Here is a 20,441-nt window from a genome sequence, read left to right on the forward strand (position 1 = left end):
TTTCATAGCTGTGTTATAAGCACTTTAGCAAGAAATTGCTTATAAATATAGTTTGAATTACTGATTATTGATATCTAAATAAAGTAGTTTAACTTGGTCTTTTAATAATTTGATATTTACAGGTGTTTCAAATAGAATTTCTCCATCTATATCTAACTTTGCATTTGGATCTGTTGCTAAAGTTGCTGATTCGCAAGAAATATGTGTAATACTGTCACTTATTTCATTCCAATTCATGCTATCTTTAACTTTGAAAAAGTCGTTAATAATACTAAAGTTTTGATTGTCGAAGATAAATATATTCATTTTACCGTCATTTGGAGATAAATCTTCTAATGGTATTTTACTGCCGCCAACATTTTGGCCATTGGCTACTAATATCATTGAAGTTTCTCCTGAATATTCTTTTCCATCTGCTGTTAATTTATATTTATAAATTTCGGGATTTGATACTGTTTTTATTGTAGAAAATACATAACTGAACTTGCCTAATAATTCTTTTTGGTTGGATTGAACATTCTCAGCATTTTGTACCATTAATCCGATTCCAGCAAAGTTGAGTGCATATGTACCATTTACATCTAAAATATCAAATGATTTTATTTGGCTATTTAATAAATCTTGAGAAGCTTGCATTGGTTTTTGAGAAAGGTTTAATGTTTTTGTAAAATCATTAAAAGTCCCTCCTGGTAAGACTCCAATTGGTATTTGAAGATTATTTTCTACAACACCATTTATGAGTTCATTTAATGTTCCATCTCCACCTAAAATGAAAAGTACATCATAGGTACTTACGTGATTATTTTCAGCTATTTCTTTACAAAATGATTTTATTTGTCCTTCTTCTTTACTTAATTTTATAGTTAAGTCATCACAAAGCTGTGTTAAGTTTTCAGTAACTTGTCCAAGTTCTTTGAAAATATTACCCTGTCCAGCTGCTTCGTGATAAAATAAAATTCCTTTATGAAAATGATGCGTCATATACATACAACCTCCTGTTATCTTCCTAGTATTACATTACCATTTATTGCGTAGTATAAACAGTTTCAAGTTAATTAATTATTTATGTTAAAATAAATAAAAGTTTATATAAAAAAGGGGAGGATAACGATGGCATCAGAAAATGATTATATAAATTACGAAATGCAGAAAAGAACCGAACCTTTACTTGGTGTTGTTATTCATAATGATGCAAGTGAATTGAATGCAAATGAATGGCGAGAAGTATTAATAAATGCACCTGAAGAAAGATACGTGCAAGGAATTGCGCATTATTATATTGAGCGAAATGGGCAATGGCAAGCAATTGATACTGAAAATATAGCTTGGCACACTGCAAATCAAATAGGCAATGAACAATATTTAGGTTATGAAGTGTTAGAATCTCTTTCAAGTACGGACGAAGAATTTTTATTAAATGAACAGGAAACGTTTAGAGTTATAGCTTCAGATATGATAGATTATAATTTAGAACCAAATAGAGACACAGTGAAATTACATCTTGAATTCAGTGAAACAGAATGTCCACACCGTTCTTTTGAAATTCATACTAATTGGAAGACAACAGTTGATGGGATACCAGATGAATGGGTCATTAATGATTTAAAAGACTATTTCATAAGTCAAATCAAGCAATACATGTTGAATTAAATGGTAAAAAAGTTTCTATAATGAGGCTGGGACAAATTAATTGTCTCAGCCTCTAATCGTTATATGGGAAATAGAAAACTCGATATTTTAGATTTTTCTGATAAATAGGTATAATGATTGTATTAGAAAAAAGTAGGGGGCATTTTAGATGAATAAAAAAACAATTGGTTTTGTAGGTACTGGTGTTATGGGGAAATCTATGGCAGCACATCTAATACAAGATGGATATAAAGTTAACGTGTTTAATAGAACGAAATCTAAAGCAGATTCACTAGTCGATTTAGGTGCTAAATGGTGTGAAAGTATTGCAGTTCTCTCAGAGAAAAGTGATGTCATAATCTCAATAGTGGGATATCCAAAAGATGTAGAATCGATTTATTTAAATAAAGATGGTATTTTAAATCATGCTAAGGCAGGAAGTATAGTTATTGATATGACTACTTCTAGTCCAGCGTTAGCCAAAACAATATATGATGAAGCAAAATTGCATAATGTTAAAAGTTTAGATGCCCCTGTTTCTGGTGGTGATATTGGCGCTAAAAATGCTACATTAACAATCATGGTAGGTGGAGATGAAGAAGCGTTTAGTCAAGTTGAGGATATCTTCAATGTGATTGGTAAAAATGTTGTATATCAAGGTAAAAGTGGTAATGGTCAACATACTAAACTTTCAAATCAAATAGCAATTGCAGCTGGCATGTTAGGTGTAGCAGAAGCAATAATTTACGCAGAAGAAGCAGGTTTGGATATAGATAAAGTATTTGCTTCAATTGAACATGGTGCGGCAGGTAGTTGGTCATTATCTAATTTAGGACCAAGAATGGTCAAAGAAGATTATGCGCCGGGATTTTATGTTAAACATTTTATTAAAGATATGAAAATTGCGATTGAAGAAAGTGAAAAAATGGGATTATTTATGCCAGGATTACTAAAGGCTAAAGAAGTTTATGATGCACTAAGTAAATCGGGATTCGATGATAATGGGACGCAATCTGTCATCCAGTTGTTAAAAAATCAAATTAAAAAGGGGTAATAAAGTGGAATTAAATAAATATCAAGAACTTGCATTAAGAACGATGTCGGATATCAAAAATGATTCTGAACAAAGCTTAGTAAACGGTGCTTTAGGCTTAACTGGAGAAGCGGGAGAAGTTGCAGATATAATCAAAAAACATCAGTTTCATGGTCATGATTTAGATGTGCAAGAATTAAAAAAAGAACTTGGAGATGTGCTATGGTATATAGCTTGTTGTGCATCAGCACTTAATATAGATTTAAATGAAATAGGTGTAGCCAATATAGAAAAATTAAAAGAACGTTACCCAAATGGTTTTACAAAAGAAGATTCACTAAATCGTAAAGAATAAAGAATAAAAATCTATTGGATAATTATTACAAAACTGATAAAATGAAAAGGAGTGAAAACGCTTTCTTAGGAGGTAACTGAATTGGAAGGAAACGAACAATATTTATCAATAGATGAATTAAAGCAGATAATGTCTGACTACCCATTACAATATATTGTTTGTGGACAATGTGCTATTGATTTATTTCTAAATGAATACACATATACAAAAGAAATAATGAGTATTACGGTTAGCAGAGAAGAAGTGGAAATACTATCCAATTATTTTTTAAAACACCAATATCAGTTGGTAGTCAAAACACCATTAGATGAACTGGAAGAAATATCCCTTGAAGAACTTTATAATTATAAAAAATATTATGTTTATGATACAAAAGCACAATGTAAGATCATTAAAGTTTATATTTATGAAACGAAAGATGAGAAATGGCAATTTAGTCACGATCATAATATAGAAGTTGAAGATTATAAAATATATTTTCATAGTCTAGAAAAAGATATTAAGTATTTACGTCCAGAGATCCAAATGATGTATAAACTATATCATGAACTTAGACAAGACGATATTTATAAATATCAAAGACTAATACAACATTTAAGCTATTATCAATTTTTTATGCTAAGAAAAGTAATAGGCAAAGAAAAGGTTAATCAAATTATATTATCAGATACATAAATGGGACCATTGTTTGGGTCATGTTTTATTTTTTGTATTTATATGGATAATTATAACGATTTTGTAAGTGCTGACGCCTGAGGGAATAGTATGAGAGAGAGACTACAGGCTCGAACCATACCCCTAGGCAAGCATGCACATACAAAATCGAAAGATTTTATAAAAAAATAGATATTGAGTGCGATTTTGTAAAGTGCTGACGCCTGAGGGAAAAGTATGCGTGAGAGACTACAGGCTCGAACCATACCCCCTGGCAAATGCACGAACAAAATCGTGGAATTTTATAAATAAATAAGCATATCACTGTAAACTTTAAAAATCAGTTACGTGACATGCTTATTTTTTTGAGTTAGGAAATATGCTCCAAGCTCTTATCATTAGCTTATATAATTTGAGTCGTTTCTTTAACAAAATACTCGTTATATATTGCTTGAACAGCGATATCAGAATATTGTTGATCAATTCCAAACATCATTGATATTTCTGATGATCCTTGGTTAATCATGTTAAGATTAATTTTATTTTTACTTAAAGCAGCTGCTGCTCCGGCTGCTGTACCAATTGCTTTATTCATCCCTTCTCCAACAATCATCAATATTGCTAAATCATAGTCAATAGTTAGTTCATCAACTTTAATTTGTTCTCTAATTTTGTTTAAAACACGTTCTTCTTTTCCATGTATTTGTGTTGTTCTCATGATAATACTCAAATTATCAATTCCAGATGGTATATGTTCGATAGAAATATTTTCATCTTCTAAAATACTTAATATTTTTCTAGTGAAGCCAACTTCTCTGTTCATTAAATATTTTTTAACATTTATAATAGTGAAACCTTTATCACAACTCACTCCTGATACGATTTGAGATAAGTTTGATACATCTCGTTCACTGACAATATATGTTCCTGTATCAGTCGGTCTATTTGTGTTTTTTATAACAACAGGTATACGATCTTTATATAATGGCTCTAAAGCTTCATCATGGAAAACACCAAATCCAGCATATGATAACTCACGCATTTCTCTGTAAGTAATTTCTGGAATTACTTCCGGTTGAGAAACGACTGTTGGATTTGCACGGAAAATACCTGATACATCTGTGAAGTTTTCATAAAGGCTAGCTTTTATACCCCTTGCTAAAATAGCTCCTGTAATATCAGAACCACCACGAGGGAATGTTACGATATCATTGTTTTCAGAATAGCCAAAGAATCCAGGAATAATAAGTGTTTCATCATATTGACGTAATTGATAAATCTGTTCATATGAGGATTCTAATATCATTGCATTTCCAGGTTCATCAGTAACGATAATGCCTGCTTCTTTAGGTGATAAATAACGAGTGGGGAACCCCAATTGATTATTATATTGAGCGATAATACGGGCGTTAAAATCTTCTCCACAACTTTTTAATGCATCTAATAATCTTTCAGGTTGATTGTTGTATGTGTCTATTAAACATACTAAGTCGTTTTTCAACTCATCTAAAATAGAATAATCCATTTCCAACTCTTTAACAATTTCCTCATAACGTTCGATAATTTGGCGTAGTTTGTTTGAATAATCCAATTTATTTATTACTTTGTCGTATAAGCGTATTAATAAGTCAGTCGTTTTTACATCTTCTTTAAATCTTTTTCCGGGTGCAGATACAACAACAATTTTTCTTTCATCATCAGAATTGATGATGTTTAATACTTTTTTAATCTGTTCACTGTTTGCGACGGAACTTCCGCCAAATTTTGAAACTTTCATTTTATCAGTCCTTTTACTGGGGGTAATGTAATTGTAGCTCTTTACAAAGCCAGAAATAATGATAATATTACTATTAATTCTAATTATTCAAACTTTACAAAAAACTTTAATGAATTTATACTATAATAAAGTTGAGTCTATTTCAAGTAGACATTTGTATTTTTAACAAGAACAATATATTTAAGGTGAGTGAGAAAATGAAAGTATTAAATGTAGCAGTATTAGGTCTCGGCACTGTGGGAACAGGCGTCGTAAAGATTGTTGAAGAAAATAAAAAGCAAATAGAAGACACAATAGGTAAATCTATACATATTAAACATATTCTTGTTAACTCTGTTAGCAAGAAAAGAGCAATTAATACTTCTAGTTATCATTTAACTGACAATATAGACGATATATTAAATGACGATGAATTAGATATCGTCGTTGAAGTAATGGGTGGAATAGAACCTACTGTTGAATGGTTAAAGTTATTTTTATCAAAAGGTATTCATGTCATTACAGCAAACAAAGATTTGCTAGCAGTACATTTAAGAGTATTGGAAGACTTAGCAGAAAAAAATAAAGTTGCACTAAAATATGAAGCAAGCGTTGCTGGAGGTATACCAATTGTAAATGCGATTAATAACGGTTTGAATGCAAACAACATTAATCAGTTTATGGGTATATTTAATGGAACTTCTAATTTCATTCTTAGTCAAATGACTCGTGAAGGAAAATCTTATGAAGAAGCTTTACAACTTGCAACAGATTTAGGATATGCAGAAGCAGATCCAACAGATGATGTTGAAGGTGTAGACGCAGCTCGTAAAGTTGTGATTACGAGTTATTTATCATTTAATAGAGTTATATCGTTGAATGATGTTGAAAGAGTAGGTATTTCCGACGTAGAAATAGAAGATATTAAAGTTGCTGAAAGATTAGGCTACAAAATAAAATTAATAGGGCAAGGTAAATATGCAAATGGTAAAGTCTTAGCCAGTGTTAAACCTACATTACTTCCAAATAGCCATCAAATGGCGCATGTTGAAGATGAGTATAATGCAATATACGTTATTGGTGATGCAGTTGGAGATACAATGTTTTATGGTAAAGGAGCAGGTAGTCTAGCTACAGGTAGTGCAGTAGTTTCTGATTTATTAAATGTAGCCTTACAATTTGAATCTGATTTACATACTTTGCCTCCGCATTTTGAACTGAAAACTGAGCAAACTAAAGAAATCGTTGAAGAAGAAGTTGTTAAATTCCCATTAAAAAGCAGCCACTTCATAATTGTTGAAAATGACAAAGAAGAAGATGAATTAAGAGATGAGATTAAAAAAGCTATAGAGTTTCATAGAAGTGTAAAAGTAGAACAGCGTACAGAAAATACTTATGGAGTCGTTATTAGAGGTATTGATGAATTACCAATTGAGACATTAAGAGAAAATGGTATAAATATTGTTAAATATTATCCAATAGAAGGAGACAAGTAGAATGGGAAGATGGCAAGGATTAATTCACAATTATAAAGAATATTTACCTGTAAATGAAGGTACACCTAAATTAACTTTAAATGAAGGAAATACACCATTAATACATTTACCCTATTTGTCGGATAAGTTAAATATTAATTTATTTGCTAAATTTGAAGGTCTTAATCCTACTGGATCATTTAAAGATAGAGGTATGGTAATGGCAGTTGCAAAAGCTAAAGAAGAAGGCAAGAAGATAGTTATTTGTGCTTCTACAGGTAATACTTCAGCATCTGCTGCTGCATATGCTGCTAGAGCTGGAATGAAAGCGATCGTGGTTATTCCAGAGGGTAAAATCGCGCTTGGTAAATTAGCTCAAGCTGTGATGTATGGTGCAGAAATTGTTTCAATTAAAGGTAATTTTGATGAAGCATTAAATATTGTTAAAAAAGTAGCAGAAAAAGGCGAAATTGCTTTAGTTAATTCTGTAAATCCATATAGAATAGAAGGACAAAAAACAGGTGCCTTTGAAATTGTTGAACAACTTGATGGTAAAGCACCAGACTTATTTGCTATACCAGTTGGAAATGCAGGGAATATTACTGCATATTGGAAAGGCTTCAAAGAATTTGATAACTTAAAACAATCAGGTTTACCTGTAATGTGTGGATTCCAAGCTGAAGGAGCTTCACCAATCGTTCAAGGTAAAGTTATTAAAAATCCTGAAACTGTAGCTACAGCTATTAGAATTGGTAATCCAGCAAGCTGGAAACTAGCTGAAGCGGCAAGAGATGCATCTAATGGATTAATAGATAGTGTGACAGATGATGAAATCTTAAAAGCATACAAGCTTATGACAAGCAAAGAAGGTGTATTTAGTGAACCTGCAAGTAATGCATCGATAGCTGGTTTGTTAAAGTTACATGAGCAAGGTAAATTAGAGCCAAATCAAACTGTTGTTGCTATATTAACTGGTAATGGATTAAAAGATCCTGATACTGCAATCGATTTGTTAGACTCTCCAATCACGCCATTAGAGAATGATGAACAAGCAATTATAGATTATATCGAGCGTGCATTAAAATGAAGAAATTAAAGCTTAAAGTACCAGCATCAACAGCTAATTTAGGAGTTGGCTTTGATTCTATAGGAATGGCTCTTGATAAATATTTAGAAGTTGAAGCGCATCTATCAGAAGATAAACAATGGCATTTTGAACACATTGGTCCACATTTACAAGGATTACCAAACGATGAGCAACACTATATTACAAAAATTGCTCAAACTGCAACAGCAAAGTTTTCTAAAAGTATGCCCGCTTTAAATTTAAAAATGTATAGCGATATTCCTTTAGCAAGAGGATTAGGAAGTTCAGCTTCAGCGCTTGTGACAGGTTTATTTCTAGCAAATTATTTTGCGAATTTGAAGCTATCTAAATATGAATTATTACAACTTGCTACTGAAATTGAAGGTCACCCAGATAATGTTGCGCCAACGATTTATGGTGGACTAGTCCTTGGTGTATATGATCCTGACGTGAAACAAACAGATGTATCATATATTGATATTCCTAAAGTCGATGTTATTGCAACTATTCCAGAATATGAATTATCAACGGAAAAAGCGCGTAAAGTCTTACCTGAAACTTTAACTTTAAAAGACTCTGTTAAATATAGTGCAATTAGCAATACGATGATTAGTGCTTTAATTCAGCATAATTATGAGTTAGCAGGCAAAATGATGATGAAAGATGGATTTCATGAGCCATATAGACAACATTTAATTCCTGACTTTGAAAACATTAAAGAACTTGCTCTACAATATGGAGCTTATGCAACTGTCATTAGTGGTGCAGGACCTACTGTGTTAACTTTAATTAAAAAAGAATTGAGTGGTAAACTCGTAAGAGAATTACAAAATAGATTCCAAGATTGTGAATCAGAATTAGTAACTATCAATCGATATGGAGTTAGTCAAAAAATAATTAACTTATAGACGATAATTGAGATGCTTATATTCTATATATGATAGAATGTAAGCATCATTATATTTTAAGGAGATAAACATGGCTTATAAATACATAATAATGGATATGGATGATACACTCTTAACTTCAAAAAATGAAATAAGTGAAAAAACAAGTACATATTTAAAAGAAAAACAAAAACAAGGTATGAAATTGATACTTGCTTCTGGTAGACCTACAGCCGGTATGATGAAGCATGCTGACGCACTTGATTTAAAAAATAATGGTGGATATATTGTGAGCTATAATGGAGCTTACGTAATCGATGCACAAGATAACGAAGTTGTGTTTAAACAAACAATTAGTCGGGATGATGCATACCAAATTATCGACTATTGTAGAACGCATAATTTCTTTTACTTAACATATTTAAATGATCAAATTATACATGATAGAACGCATGACTATATGAATATTGAAAGTGAGTTAACAGGACTACCAATGAAAAAAGTTGAAGATATTAAAGAGGTTATTGATGGAGATGTACCTAAAGTAATGGGCGTAGATTATGTAGAAAATATTGCAAAAGCGAACAGTGAACTTAATGGTAAATTCAATAATCAAGTTTCTTCTACAATAAGTAAACCGTACTTTTTAGAATTTATGGATGGACAAGTATCAAAAGGTAAATCATTACAGAAACTATTTGACCAAATCAATGCAGATTTCTCAGAAGTAATCGCTTTTGGTGACAGTTTAAATGATTCAGATATGTTAGAAAAAGCAGCTGTAGGTGTAGCAATGGGTAATGCTAACGATACGATAAAAGATATAGCTGATGTAGTAACAGATGATCATGACCATGATGGTATTGTAACAGCATTAGAAAAATTATTGAATCAATAAAAAAATACAGATAAAACCATAAATTAACAATGGTTTTATCTGTATTTTTATTTTTGTCTATTAATATCGATCTTCATTAAATGAAATTGAAGTCATTTCTATAACGAGGATAGATTTAGCACCAAGTATTTTTAGTTGTTGTACTAAATCATCAATTTCAGTTTTATGTCTAAGTCTTTCTACAAAAACAATTATTTCTTCATATTGATCAATATTTAAATTATAAAGGTAATGTGTAATTGTTCTTTCTAAAGGAGACATAAAGCTTATTTTTTTATTTGAATGTTTCAATGTACTTAAATCAAAATTAAACCTTGTTGTTCCTTGAACATTTATATTTTTACCAGGTAAATAACGAGCAATCTGTAATGGGATATACAAGAATTCACCAACACCGATAACAAGTTTCGGTGAATCATCTAATAAATCGTTTAATAATTCTCCCATTCGTTGAAATAGCTCTTCAGAGATTTGTTGTTCTTTACCGGTTAATGTAAATCTACCTGTTGAAATAAAGTATGGATTGTCATGTATCGTACCATCACGTAACATGTTTTGTGCTTTTACGATAAAATGATCGTTAATAACATTTCTTAAAGAATGATATTGTACTTTAGTTTCATGTTGTTCATTTTTAAGAAGTTGGTTTTGAATTAAATTTTCTGTTGAATTATCTTTTTCTTGTATTTCTACATTGAAAGTCATAAGCGATATAATATTGATTTTTATATTTAAAGACTTTTCGAGACTAGAGAAAGCTTCTTTTACACTTGCTGATCTTAAATCTATAGGGGTTAAAACAGTGAATGTTTCTCTTTCAGGGTATTTATCATAAATCTTTTTAATTAGGTTTAATACGGATAAACCATTTAATAAATGGTTATCAATAATTGCAATTCGTTCATCATTATCAAAAAAGTCTTTATCTTTTGTATAGAAAAATAAACGTTCAAGTGGATCGACTATATCATCATGATCTAATAAAGGTGGATGTGATATGATCTTATCTCTTGTTGATGCTAAAAACATGACATCGTCTTCGAATAAACTGAAAATGGATTGCCCTAAATTCACTGCACGTTCACTTAATCCAAGGAAGCGTGTCGGCGGATAGTGACCGAGTTTGTTCGCTTCTACTGTGTTTAAAGCTTGAATCATTTTGCCACGATTTTTACTATTGATTGCTTTAGCTATATTATGAATACGTTCATCTGTTTCACCAGTTAAAGATTCATGATATAAAAAGCCTAGTAATAAACCAATAAGTAAGGGGTGTTCAGGATATAGCCCTCTAGAATAACCTAAACAAGGTGATACAGGGATAAAAGGGAAATCTGATTGTTCTTCTTGAGTTATTGCTAACATTTCGTCAATTTCAAAATCAAATCTATTTTTTACGACCTTTACTTCAACTTGTTGCTCATTATCTAAAGGAAAAACTTTGCTTACGTGGGACATATCATTACTCCTTTATTTGCTTGTATGTGTCCATTCATGACTATGTTTTTTTCTTTTTATATGCGCATATATTTGGTCTGCTGCATAGTCTTGATTTGTATAAACAGTAATGTCAAAGAATGCTTGGTTGTCCTCAAATGGTTCATTCAAATATAAATCTTTCAGATGATCAAATAAGGATTGCATCTGTTCTCTTGTTAAACTTGTATATTCTCTTAATGTTTTTTTAACGAGTTGAGGTTGTTTGTCATAAATACTTTGAACCACAATTACAAAGCGCTCATCTTGTTTCATAACGTCATCAAATAAATTAGTTTGGCCAGCCATTATTACACCTTCTTTTTATCATTATTAATTATTTATATTCATTATACTATATATGTTGTGATATGAAAAAGTTCAATAAAATTTAAGAAGTTGGTATTTGAAATATAAAAAAACACCCACTCAAAATATAAATGAGTGGGTGTTTAAACGATTACTATTTATTATCATAATTATGTTTAGTTAAATCTATATCTTCAAGTTTGATAATTTTAGATTTCGTTACAAATTTATGAATGAAGTAAACAATAATTCCTAAAATAATTGGTAAGAACGATTCAATTAATACAGGATAATTTAAAGTCATTATACTGTCAAAGGATTGTCCGATTAATAAGAAAGCAATGACAGCAATAACAATAATCGGTCCTAACGGATATAATGGTGCTTTATACTCTAAAGTATCAGTTGCTGATTGTCCTTGTTTTTTAATAGCCATTCTTAGTCTAATATGACTAATGATACTCATTAACCAAACGAGTGTTACAAGTGCACCTAACATATTTAATAATCTGTAATAACCATCAGTGTTAATAGTTGCATAAATGATTGATATGAAGATTAAAGCGATAGTTACACATAATGATATAAAAGGCATGTTATTTTTGTTTAAATTATTAATGAATTTTGGTGCTTGTTTATGTTGTGCTAATGAATAAAGTAATCTACTAGTAGCATATAATCCTGAATTACCCGCAGAAATAAGCGCTGTTAAGATTACAGCATTGATAATTGAAGCTGCAAACGCAATACCAACTCTATCAAAAACAATAGTAAAAGGACTTTGTGTTACTGTATTTGATTTATTTAATAATAATGGGTCAGTATACGGAATAATTGCTGCAATTACTGCAATTGCTAAAATATAAAACAATAAGATTCTCCAAAATACTTGTCTAATTGCTTTAGGCATTGATTCTTTTGGATTTTCAGATTCTCCGGCAGTTACTGCAACAACTTCTGTACCACCAAAGCTAAATCCTGCAACAAGAAGTACACCTAAAAATCCTGAAATACCATTTACAAATGGTGCTTCTTTATAAGTGAAGTTTGATAATCCAAGTGGTTCATTACCACCTAAAATACCGAAGATTACAAGTACACCTACAATTAAAAAGATAATAATAGTTGCAACTTTAATAAAACTTAACCAATATTCAGCTTCCCCGAAAGCTTTAACAGTAAAGGCATTGAGTAAAAATAAAATAACTAGAAAAATAATGCTCCATATAAATGGGTTTACATTTTGGAAGACTTCCCAATAAGTAATGATTTTTGCAGCAGTTAAAATGTCTACACTTGTAACGAGTGCCCATATAATCCAATATAGCCAACCAACTGTAAAACCAGCAGAGCGATCAATAAATCGACTAGAATAAGCACTAAATGATCCCGACACTGGATAAAAAGTTGCTAATTCTCCAATTGCGGTCATTAAAAAGTAAAGCATAACACCAATAATAGAATATGCTATTAGTGCACCACCAGGTCCAGCTTGAGTAATGACAGCACCACTTGCCATAAACAATCCCGTACCAATTGATCCACCGATGGCAATCATTGATATATGTCTTGTCTTTAATCCACGTTTCATTTCTTCCATATAGTTCACCATACTTTCTACATTTACGATTATTCTGAAATTAAAATATACATTATATTTTATTAGTAATTCATGAAATAAGCAACATAAATTTTAACGCATAAATGCTTTAAAGTGATAAAATATATTTATAAATAAAAAAGTCATTTCAAAGAAATGACTTTTTGTGTCGTATATCTTCTTATTAAAATAAGAAATTACTTAGTTTCACGATGTAAAGTGTGACGACCTAATCTTGGACAATATTTTTTCATTTCAATACGTTCAGGGTTAGTACGTTTGTTTTTAGTAGAAATATAATTTCTATCGCCACATTCAGTACATGCTAACGTGATATTAACACGCATGTTCATCAGCCTTTCTATTTAGTAATCATTACGCTTTATAACTTTATCATATTTTAAATTTGTTATCAATATGTAAAATTTTGTTTCAGTAAGATTGCGATATTATGTTTAAAAGCGTATATTGTTATAATTAATGAAAATACTTATTTAGGAGTTATTAGATGAAAAAAATATATCAAATGATTTTTATGATGCTTGCAATTTTGGTAGTCGTATCAGGTTGTGGGAATCAAAACTCTAAAAATGATAAATTAAAAATTTATGCTACAAATTATCCATATGAAAGTTTTGCTAAACAAATTGGAGGAGAACATGTTGAAGTAGATTCAATATATCCAAGTGGTACAGATTTACATAATTATGAACCAACTCAAAAAGAAATGATCAATGTTGCTAAAAGTGACCTTTTTATATTTTCTTCTAAAGAACTTGATCCTGTGGCAAAAAAGATAAGTTCTACCATTAAAAATAAAGATTATAAATTAGAAGCTATTCCAAATTTAAAAGGTAATGATATTTTAGAACATCATCACGAGCATGGGGAAGAACATAACCATAAAGAAGAACCAGAAAATAAGCAGGACCCACATATTTGGCTAGATCCAATTGCAAATAAAGAAGCAGCTAAATCGATTAAGAATAAGCTTGTCCAAAAAGATCCAGACCATAAAAATGATTATGAGAATAATTATAAGAAGTTAATTAAGGATATTGAAGAAATAGATCATAAATTAAAGACCGTTACGGAAAGTCCGAAAAGAGATACAATATTTATCTCTCATGATTCTTTAGGTTACCTAGCAAATAGATACCATTTTAAACAAACGGGTGTAACAGGTATGAATAATGAAGAACCAAGTCAAAAAGAAATTTTGGAAATTATAAAAAATATTAATCAAGCAAAAACACCATATATATTGTATGAGCAAAATGTAAGTTCTAAAATTACAGATATAATAAAGAAAGATACTAATAGTAAACCGCTGAAATTCCACAATTTAGAAGTGTTAACTAAAAAAGAAAATAAGCAGAAAAATATTTCGTACCAAACTTTAATGGAGAAAAATATAAAAACGCTTGATAAAGCATTAAATAAATAATAAATATAGTCAGTTTTCGTTTACTTTTACCAACTAACCATGTATAGTAACTATTGGATTATTATTAATAGATTTGAAAGAGGTCATTGATATGAAAATTTTTGATTATGAAGATGTACAATTAATACCAAATAAATGTATAGTAGAAAGTCGCTCAGAATGCGATACTACTGTTAAATTCGGTCCAAAAACATTTAAATTACCGGTAGTACCCGCTAACATGCAAACAGTTATGAATGAAGAACTAGCTGAGTGGTTTGCTAGTAATGATTATTTTTATATCATGCATCGTTTTGATGAGGAAGCACGTATTCCATTTATCAAAAAAATGCAAAGTCAAAACTTATTTGCATCTATATCTGTAGGTGTAAAAGACACTGAATATACTTTTGTTGAACAACTATCTAATGAGGGACTTGTTCCTGAATATATAACAATAGATATAGCACACGGTCATTCTGAACAAGTTATTAGAATGATTAAACACATCAAACAACATATACCAGAAACATTTGTAATTGCTGGTAATGTAGGTACTCCTGAAGGTGTTCGTGAGCTAGAAAATGCTGGCGCTGATGCTACTAAAGTAGGAATCGGACCAGGGAGAGTATGTATCACTAAAATTAAAACTGGATTCGGCACTGGTGGATGGCAATTAGCTGCTATTAATTCATGTAGTAAAGCTGCTAGAAAACCTATGATTGCTGATGGTGGAATTAGAACAAATGGTGACATAGCAAAATCAATTAGATTTGGTGCAAGCATGGTAATGGTTGGTTCATTGTTTGCTGCACATGAAGAATCACCAGGTGAAACAGTTGAATTAGAAGGCAAATTATATAAAGAATATTTTGGTAGTGCATCAGAATTTCAAAAAGGTGAACGTAAAAACGTTGAGGGTAAAAAAATGTTTGTAGAACATAAAGGCTCTTTAAAAGATACTTTAGTAGAGATAGAACAAGATTTACAAAGTTCAATCTCATATGCAGGTGGAAAAGACTTGCATTCTATCACTAAAGTGGATTACGTAATTGTTCGAAATTCAATATTTAATGGTGACCGCGACTAAATATAGGTGAGGTGACGACTTGAAAAAAGTATTTTATTTATTTTTATTATTGTTATTTATAACACTTATCAAGCCTGTCCCTGAATCAGATTTATCTAGACAAATTCAACAAAAAGTATTGAATGTTCAACAAGGACTGCAACATGAACAGTCAACAAGCAAAGTTGAACTTAAGACACCAAATGACCAAGAGTTTGCGATTAATAATATTCAAATCAATCAAACAAAAAGTGAAGTTGAAAAGAAACTTGGCAAACCTAAGCGGATAACCGCTAATGAGTATAACGAGAAATGGCATGTATATCATAATGATTATCATGAATTTGTAATGGTAAGTTATGATAATGACAAAGTAACAGGTTTATATACGAACCAAGACTTAATAACATCCCAAAAAGGTATCACAAGTAAAATGAACAAGGAAAAGGTTCGTTCGATTCTTGGTGAACCAGAAAAAGAAATAAATAAAGATAAAGTGAAGCTCATTCAAAATGATGAAGATTACGATGTTTTCAAATTTGATAATATCTATACAACCGTTTTTTATGATAAACATGAGAATAATCAAATTAAAGGTATAATGCAAATTGCATCATCAACTGAAGATAAACGTACGAACCAATATCATGCAGCATCTGATGATTATAAAATCGCATTAGAATTACAAAACTTTGATCTTGTTAATGCTGAACGTGTTCAATTTGACTTACCTACATTATCTTATAATGAAAATGTGAGTCAGACTGCAAGAAAGCATAGTCAAGATATGGTTGATAATGATTATTTTGATCATACAAATAAACAAGGTTTATCTCCATTTGACAGATTAGACAATGATGGCTTTGATTATATAACAGCAGGTGAAAACTTAGCATATGGTCAAATAAGTAGTGTTTATGCACATCATGGTCTTATGAATTCACTGGGACACAGAAAGAACATTTTAAATAAAGATTATAAAGAGTTAGGTGTAGGTGTTGATATAGGCGAAGATTTACAGCCTTATTGGACGGAAAACTACATCACACAGCAATAGAACAAAGATAAAAGCAGATTTTATCTTAGCAACTTTGATATAATTATATCGAGATAAGTCATTATTTCATATTTCCTTAAATGTTTAACACATGTTGTTTCTAATAATTTGATTGGTGGAATAACAATTAAAGGGGAAGTTTTACATGGAAAGTAAAGAAATAAAACGTAAAGATTTAGATGTATTAGAACGTATTAAAGAATTATTAAATAAAAAAGATGTTTCATAATTAATATGACATTAGCAAAAAGAACTCGATAACGGGAATATGAAAAAAAGGAGATGCATTTGCATCTCCTTTTTTGTATTATTACATCTCTCTAAATAATCCTACTACTTTACCTAATACTGTTACATTATCTAAGTAAATTGGTTCCATTGTATTATTCTCAGGTTGAAGTCTATATCTCTTTTCTTCTTTATAGAAGCGTTTAACAGTTGCTTCATCATCTTCTGTCATAGCGACAATGATATCGCCATTCTCAGCAATGGATTGGCTACGAACAATAACTTTATCTCCATCTAATATGCCAGCTTCTATCATACTATCGCCAATTACATCTAAAATAAAGATGTTGCTATTATGTGTAGAAGTAAAATGTGCAGGTAATGGGAAGTATTCTTCGACATTTTCAACAGCTGTAATTGGAATACCTGCTGTAACCTTACCTATAACTGGTACGTGAATTGTATTCTCTTGATTGATGTTCTCTCCAACAGTTTCAGTTATTTCAATTGCACGAGGTTTAGTTGGGTCACGTTTGATATATCCCTTTTCTTCTAATCTAGATAAATGACCATGTACTGTAGAACTTGATGCAAGGCCAACTGCTAAACCAATTTCACGAACACTAGGTGGATACCCTTTCGTTTGTACTATATGTTTGATGAATTGATATATTTCAGATTGACGTTTAGTTAATTCTTTCATAGTCGCACGCTCCCAATTAATTATTTAATCATATTATAGCACATACGTTTCCTTCGAACAAACATTTGTTCGTATTTTTATTGACTACGAACATTTGTTCTGTTATTATAAAAATACAAACAAACGTTCTAGGAGGAATTGAGTATGACAATTACAATAAAGAAGACGGTATTAGTATATTTGGCAGTATTCTTAATGACTCTATTAATAGGATATTTATATTTAGCACAGTCGAGTGATATCTATACAACAGAACAGACGTACGAGATGACAGATCATCAAATTAAACAACATGAAGATAAACAACCTAATCATTTAACTAATTCAAATACATTAATAGGGTCTATAGAATAATTGAAAAATACGAGTAAATCCATTTGGATTTACTCGTATTTTTTGGTATCTTTTATGTATGTAGAAAGTGGGGATAATATGTTAGATAAAGCAAAAATAGATAGAATCAATGAACTCGCTAATAAAAAGAAGACAGAAGGTTTGTCGGAATCAGAAGCGAAAGAACAGACTAAATTGCGAGCTGAATATTTACAAGCATTTCGAGGTAACTTTAAAAGTACGATAGAAAGTACAAAAATTATCGATCCAGAAGGTAATGATGTTACGCCAGATAAAGTGAAAGAAATTCAAAAAAATAATAATATTAGGAAATAAATATAAATTAAGAGATAATAATTAATTTTCGAATTTTTTTCATGTATAATGAAAAGGGATTACAAGAATAAAGGAGACTACATTTATGTTTAATGAAAAAGATCAACTTGCAGTAGATTCAATTCGTGCTTTAAGTATAGATGCTATTGAAGCAGCTAACTCAGGACACCCTGGTTTACCTATGGGTGCTGCACCAATGGCATATACATTATGGACTAAGCATTTAAATTTTAATCCTCAGTCTAAGAATTACTTTAATAGAGATCGTTTTGTATTATCTGCAGGACACGGATCAGCATTATTATATAGTTTATTACATGTTTCAGGTAGCTTAGAACTTGAAGAAGTGAAAAACTTTAGACAATGGGATTCAAAAACACCTGGACATCCAGAATTTAACCATACTGATGGCGTTGAAGTAACAACTGGACCATTAGGACAAGGTTTTGCTATGAGTGTTGGTATGGCAATGGCTGAAAAACATTTAGCTGGTAAATTCAATAAAGAAAAATATGATGTAGTAGATCATTACACATATGTATTAGCAAGTGATGGCGATTTAATGGAAGGTGTTTCTCATGAAGCTGCTTCATTAGCTGGTCATTTAAAACTTGATAAATTAATTACATTATATGACTCTAATGATATTTCATTAGATGGTGATTTAAATAAAGCATTTTCTGAAAATGTTAAAGAAAGATTTACTTCATACGGCTGGAGTTATATTTTAGTCGAAGATGGTAATGACTTAGAAGCAATTGATAAAGCTATAACTAAAGCTAAAAAATTAGATGGTCCTACAATGATTGAAGTAAAAACAATTATTGGTTATGGTTCTCCAAATAAAGCTGGTACTAATGGTGTTCACGGTAACCCATTAGGTGCAGAAGAACGCGAACTTGCATTTAAATCATATGGTTTAGACCCTTCAAAACGATTTAATGTGCCACAAGAAGTTTACGATGTATTTAGTGAAACAATGTTAACTCGTGCTAACGAAGCTGAAACAGCATGGGATAAATTAGTTGAAGCGTATACAAATGCACATCCTGAATTAGGTGAAGCATTTAAACAAGCTATCTCTAATGAATTACCTGCAGACTACGCTAAAGATTTACCTGTTTATGAACCTGGTAATAGTAGTGCTACACGTGCTGATTCTGGAGAAGTAATTCAAGCATTAAGTAAATCAGTTCCTGCATTTTTCGGTGGATCAGCTGATTTAGCTTCATCAAATAAATCAAACGTTAAAGATGAGGCTGATTTTGATAGCGAAACTCCAGACGGTCGTAACATCTGGTTCGGTGTTCGTGAATTTGGAATGGCTGCAGCAGTCAATGGTATGGCAGTACATGGTGGTGTTAAACCATATGGTGCAACATTCTTCGTATTCAGTGATTACTTGAAACCAGCAGTTCGTCTTTCAGCAATCATGGGAGTACCTTCAACATTCGTATTCACACATGATTCAATCGCAGTAGGTGAAGACGGACCAACGCATGAACCAGTTGAACAATTAGCAGGTTTAAGAGCAATTCCTAACTTGAATTTAATTCGTCCAGCAGATGGTAACGAAACAAGAGTAGCATGGAAAGTTGCACTAGAATCAGATTCAACTCCTACAGCATTAGTTTTAACTAGACAAAACTTAACAGCTTTAGATGTTGAAGAATCAGTAGTAGAAGAAGGCGTTCGTAAAGGCGGATATGTAGTATATCGCTCTGAAATTGAGCCTGAGTACTTATTAATAGCATCTGGTTCAGAAGTTTCTCTTGCTGTAGATGCAGCAAAAGATATTGAAGCACAAGGTAAAGGTGTACAAGTAGTATCATTACCGAACTGGAATGCATTCGATCAACAAGATGCAGAATATAAATCTTCTGTATTACCTCCTTCAATCACTAAACGTGTCGCTATTGAAATGGCATCTTCTCTAGGTTGGCATAAATATGTAGGTCTTGAAGGTAAAGTAATTGGTATCGATACATTCGGTGCTAGTGCTCCTGGTGACTTAGTAGTAGAAAAATACGGATTTACTAAAGAAAATGTATTAAACCAAGTATTAAGCTTCTAATTATTCAACAAAAGCCTCATCCAAGAAATTTGGCTGAGGCTTTTTATTTTGAAACA

21 protein-coding genes are annotated in these 20,441 nt (G+C 31.1%); 14 read left to right on the plus strand and 7 right to left on the minus strand.

Annotated elements, in window-relative coordinates; translation table 11 throughout:
- Window positions 1-57: 57 nt before the first annotated feature.
- On the minus strand, window positions 58-981 hold the full coding sequence (locus B2G86_RS01160) for a diacylglycerol/lipid kinase family protein (protein ID WP_078356375.1): 924 nt from the start codon (window positions 979-981) through the stop codon (window positions 58-60).
- A gap of 129 nt (window positions 982-1,110) precedes the next feature.
- On the opposite strand from B2G86_RS01160, the gene B2G86_RS01165 reads away from it, so the two are divergent.
- The 4 genes from B2G86_RS01165 to B2G86_RS01180 all read left to right on the plus strand — a co-directional run bounded on the left by B2G86_RS01165 (window position 1,111) and on the right by B2G86_RS01180 (window position 3,692).
- The gene (locus B2G86_RS01165) at window positions 1,111-1,650 is read left to right on the plus strand and encodes an N-acetylmuramoyl-L-alanine amidase (protein ID WP_078356304.1); all 540 of its coding nucleotides are present in this window, start codon (window positions 1,111-1,113) and stop codon (window positions 1,648-1,650) included.
- Between the two features lie 148 nt (window positions 1,651-1,798).
- Complete coding sequence (locus tag B2G86_RS01170) at window positions 1,799-2,683, plus strand: NAD(P)-dependent oxidoreductase (protein WP_078356305.1); 885 nt, start codon at window positions 1,799-1,801, stop codon at window positions 2,681-2,683.
- 4 nt (window positions 2,684-2,687) lie between these two features.
- Window positions 2,688-3,017 carry a nucleoside triphosphate pyrophosphohydrolase family protein gene (locus B2G86_RS01175; protein WP_198931315.1) on the plus strand — a complete coding sequence of 110 codons (330 nt, stop codon included), beginning with the start codon at window positions 2,688-2,690 and terminating at the stop codon, window positions 3,015-3,017.
- Between the two features lie 81 nt (window positions 3,018-3,098).
- The gene (locus B2G86_RS01180; protein WP_078356306.1) at window positions 3,099-3,692 is read left to right on the plus strand and encodes a hypothetical protein; all 594 of its coding nucleotides are present in this window, start codon (window positions 3,099-3,101) and stop codon (window positions 3,690-3,692) included.
- A gap of 382 nt (window positions 3,693-4,074) precedes the next feature.
- Here the strand turns inward: B2G86_RS01180 and B2G86_RS01190 are convergent, their stop codons facing one another.
- Complete coding sequence (locus B2G86_RS01190) at window positions 4,075-5,448, minus strand: aspartate kinase (RefSeq protein WP_078356308.1); 1,374 nt, start codon at window positions 5,446-5,448, stop codon at window positions 4,075-4,077.
- A gap of 197 nt (window positions 5,449-5,645) precedes the next feature.
- Between B2G86_RS01190 and B2G86_RS01195 the strand changes: the two genes are divergently transcribed.
- The 4 genes from B2G86_RS01195 to B2G86_RS01210 all read left to right on the plus strand — a co-directional run bounded on the left by B2G86_RS01195 (window position 5,646) and on the right by B2G86_RS01210 (window position 9,774).
- Window positions 5,646-6,923, plus strand: a complete 1,278-nt coding sequence (locus B2G86_RS01195; protein ID WP_078356309.1) for a homoserine dehydrogenase — start codon at window positions 5,646-5,648, stop codon at window positions 6,921-6,923.
- A gap of 1 nt (window position 6,924) precedes the next feature.
- Window positions 6,925-7,989, plus strand: coding sequence for a threonine synthase (thrC, locus tag B2G86_RS01200; RefSeq protein ID WP_078356310.1), 1,065 nt, complete (start codon window positions 6,925-6,927; stop codon window positions 7,987-7,989).
- On the plus strand, window positions 7,986-8,897 hold the full coding sequence (gene thrB, locus B2G86_RS01205; protein WP_078356311.1) for a homoserine kinase: 912 nt from the start codon (window positions 7,986-7,988) through the stop codon (window positions 8,895-8,897). The genes thrC and thrB overlap by 4 nt, the downstream gene beginning before the upstream one ends.
- 70 nt (window positions 8,898-8,967) lie before the next feature.
- Entirely contained in the window at window positions 8,968-9,774 is an 807-nt protein-coding gene (locus tag B2G86_RS01210; protein WP_078356312.1) for a Cof-type HAD-IIB family hydrolase, read from the plus strand.
- Window positions 9,775-9,834: 60 nt separating this feature from the next.
- Here B2G86_RS01210 and B2G86_RS01215 read toward each other — a convergent pair whose 3' ends face one another.
- The 4 genes from B2G86_RS01215 to rpmG all read right to left on the minus strand — a co-directional run bounded on the left by B2G86_RS01215 (window position 9,835) and on the right by rpmG (window position 13,506).
- Window positions 9,835-11,232, minus strand: a complete 1,398-nt coding sequence (locus tag B2G86_RS01215) for a phosphoribosyltransferase domain-containing protein (RefSeq protein ID WP_078356313.1) — start codon at window positions 11,230-11,232, stop codon at window positions 9,835-9,837.
- A 12-nt stretch (window positions 11,233-11,244) separates the two neighbouring features.
- Entirely contained in the window at window positions 11,245-11,559 is a 315-nt protein-coding gene (locus tag B2G86_RS01220) for a hypothetical protein (RefSeq protein ID WP_078356314.1), read from the minus strand.
- Between the two features lie 154 nt (window positions 11,560-11,713).
- A complete protein-coding gene (locus tag B2G86_RS01225) occupies window positions 11,714-13,159 on the minus strand; it encodes an amino acid permease (RefSeq protein WP_078356315.1) in 1,446 nt (481 codons plus the stop codon).
- A 197-nt stretch (window positions 13,160-13,356) separates the two neighbouring features.
- Entirely contained in the window at window positions 13,357-13,506 is a 150-nt protein-coding gene (rpmG, locus tag B2G86_RS01230) for a 50S ribosomal protein L33 (protein ID WP_078356316.1), read from the minus strand.
- A 161-nt stretch (window positions 13,507-13,667) separates the two neighbouring features.
- Here rpmG and B2G86_RS01235 point away from each other — a divergent pair, with 161 nt between their 5' ends.
- From B2G86_RS01235 to B2G86_RS01245, 3 genes are all read left to right on the plus strand, one after another.
- Window positions 13,668-14,606 carry a metal ABC transporter solute-binding protein, Zn/Mn family gene (locus B2G86_RS01235; protein ID WP_078356317.1) on the plus strand — a complete coding sequence of 313 codons (939 nt, stop codon included), beginning with the start codon at window positions 13,668-13,670 and terminating at the stop codon, window positions 14,604-14,606.
- Window positions 14,607-14,697: 91 nt separating this feature from the next.
- On the plus strand, window positions 14,698-15,675 hold the full coding sequence (gene guaC, locus B2G86_RS01240) for a GMP reductase (protein ID WP_078356318.1): 978 nt from the start codon (window positions 14,698-14,700) through the stop codon (window positions 15,673-15,675).
- A 19-nt stretch (window positions 15,676-15,694) separates the two neighbouring features.
- Window positions 15,695-16,711, plus strand: a complete 1,017-nt coding sequence (locus tag B2G86_RS01245; RefSeq protein WP_078356319.1) for a CAP domain-containing protein — start codon at window positions 15,695-15,697, stop codon at window positions 16,709-16,711.
- Between the two features lie 310 nt (window positions 16,712-17,021).
- On the opposite strand, the gene lexA is transcribed toward B2G86_RS01245, so the two are convergent.
- Window positions 17,022-17,642, minus strand: a complete 621-nt coding sequence (lexA, locus tag B2G86_RS01250) for a transcriptional repressor LexA (RefSeq protein WP_078356320.1) — start codon at window positions 17,640-17,642, stop codon at window positions 17,022-17,024.
- A gap of 144 nt (window positions 17,643-17,786) precedes the next feature.
- Here lexA and sosA point away from each other — a divergent pair, with 144 nt between their 5' ends.
- The 3 genes from sosA to tkt all read left to right on the plus strand — a co-directional run bounded on the left by sosA (window position 17,787) and on the right by tkt (window position 20,385).
- Window positions 17,787-17,996: a DNA damage-induced cell division inhibitor SosA gene (sosA, locus tag B2G86_RS01255; RefSeq protein WP_078356321.1), complete on the plus strand. Its 210-nt coding sequence runs from the start codon at window positions 17,787-17,789 to the stop codon at window positions 17,994-17,996.
- Window positions 17,997-18,074: 78 nt separating this feature from the next.
- Window positions 18,075-18,311 (plus strand): DUF896 domain-containing protein, encoded by a 237-nt coding sequence (locus tag B2G86_RS01260; protein WP_078356322.1) that lies wholly within the window; start codon window positions 18,075-18,077, stop codon window positions 18,309-18,311.
- Window positions 18,312-18,396: 85 nt separating this feature from the next.
- Window positions 18,397-20,385 carry a transketolase gene (tkt, locus tag B2G86_RS01265; RefSeq protein WP_078356323.1) on the plus strand — a complete coding sequence of 663 codons (1,989 nt, stop codon included), beginning with the start codon at window positions 18,397-18,399 and terminating at the stop codon, window positions 20,383-20,385.
- The last annotated feature ends 56 nt before the right edge of the window (window positions 20,386-20,441 follow it).

Source organism: Mammaliicoccus fleurettii (assembly GCF_002018435.1).
Taxonomy (GTDB): domain Bacteria; phylum Bacillota; class Bacilli; order Staphylococcales; family Staphylococcaceae; genus Mammaliicoccus; species Mammaliicoccus fleurettii.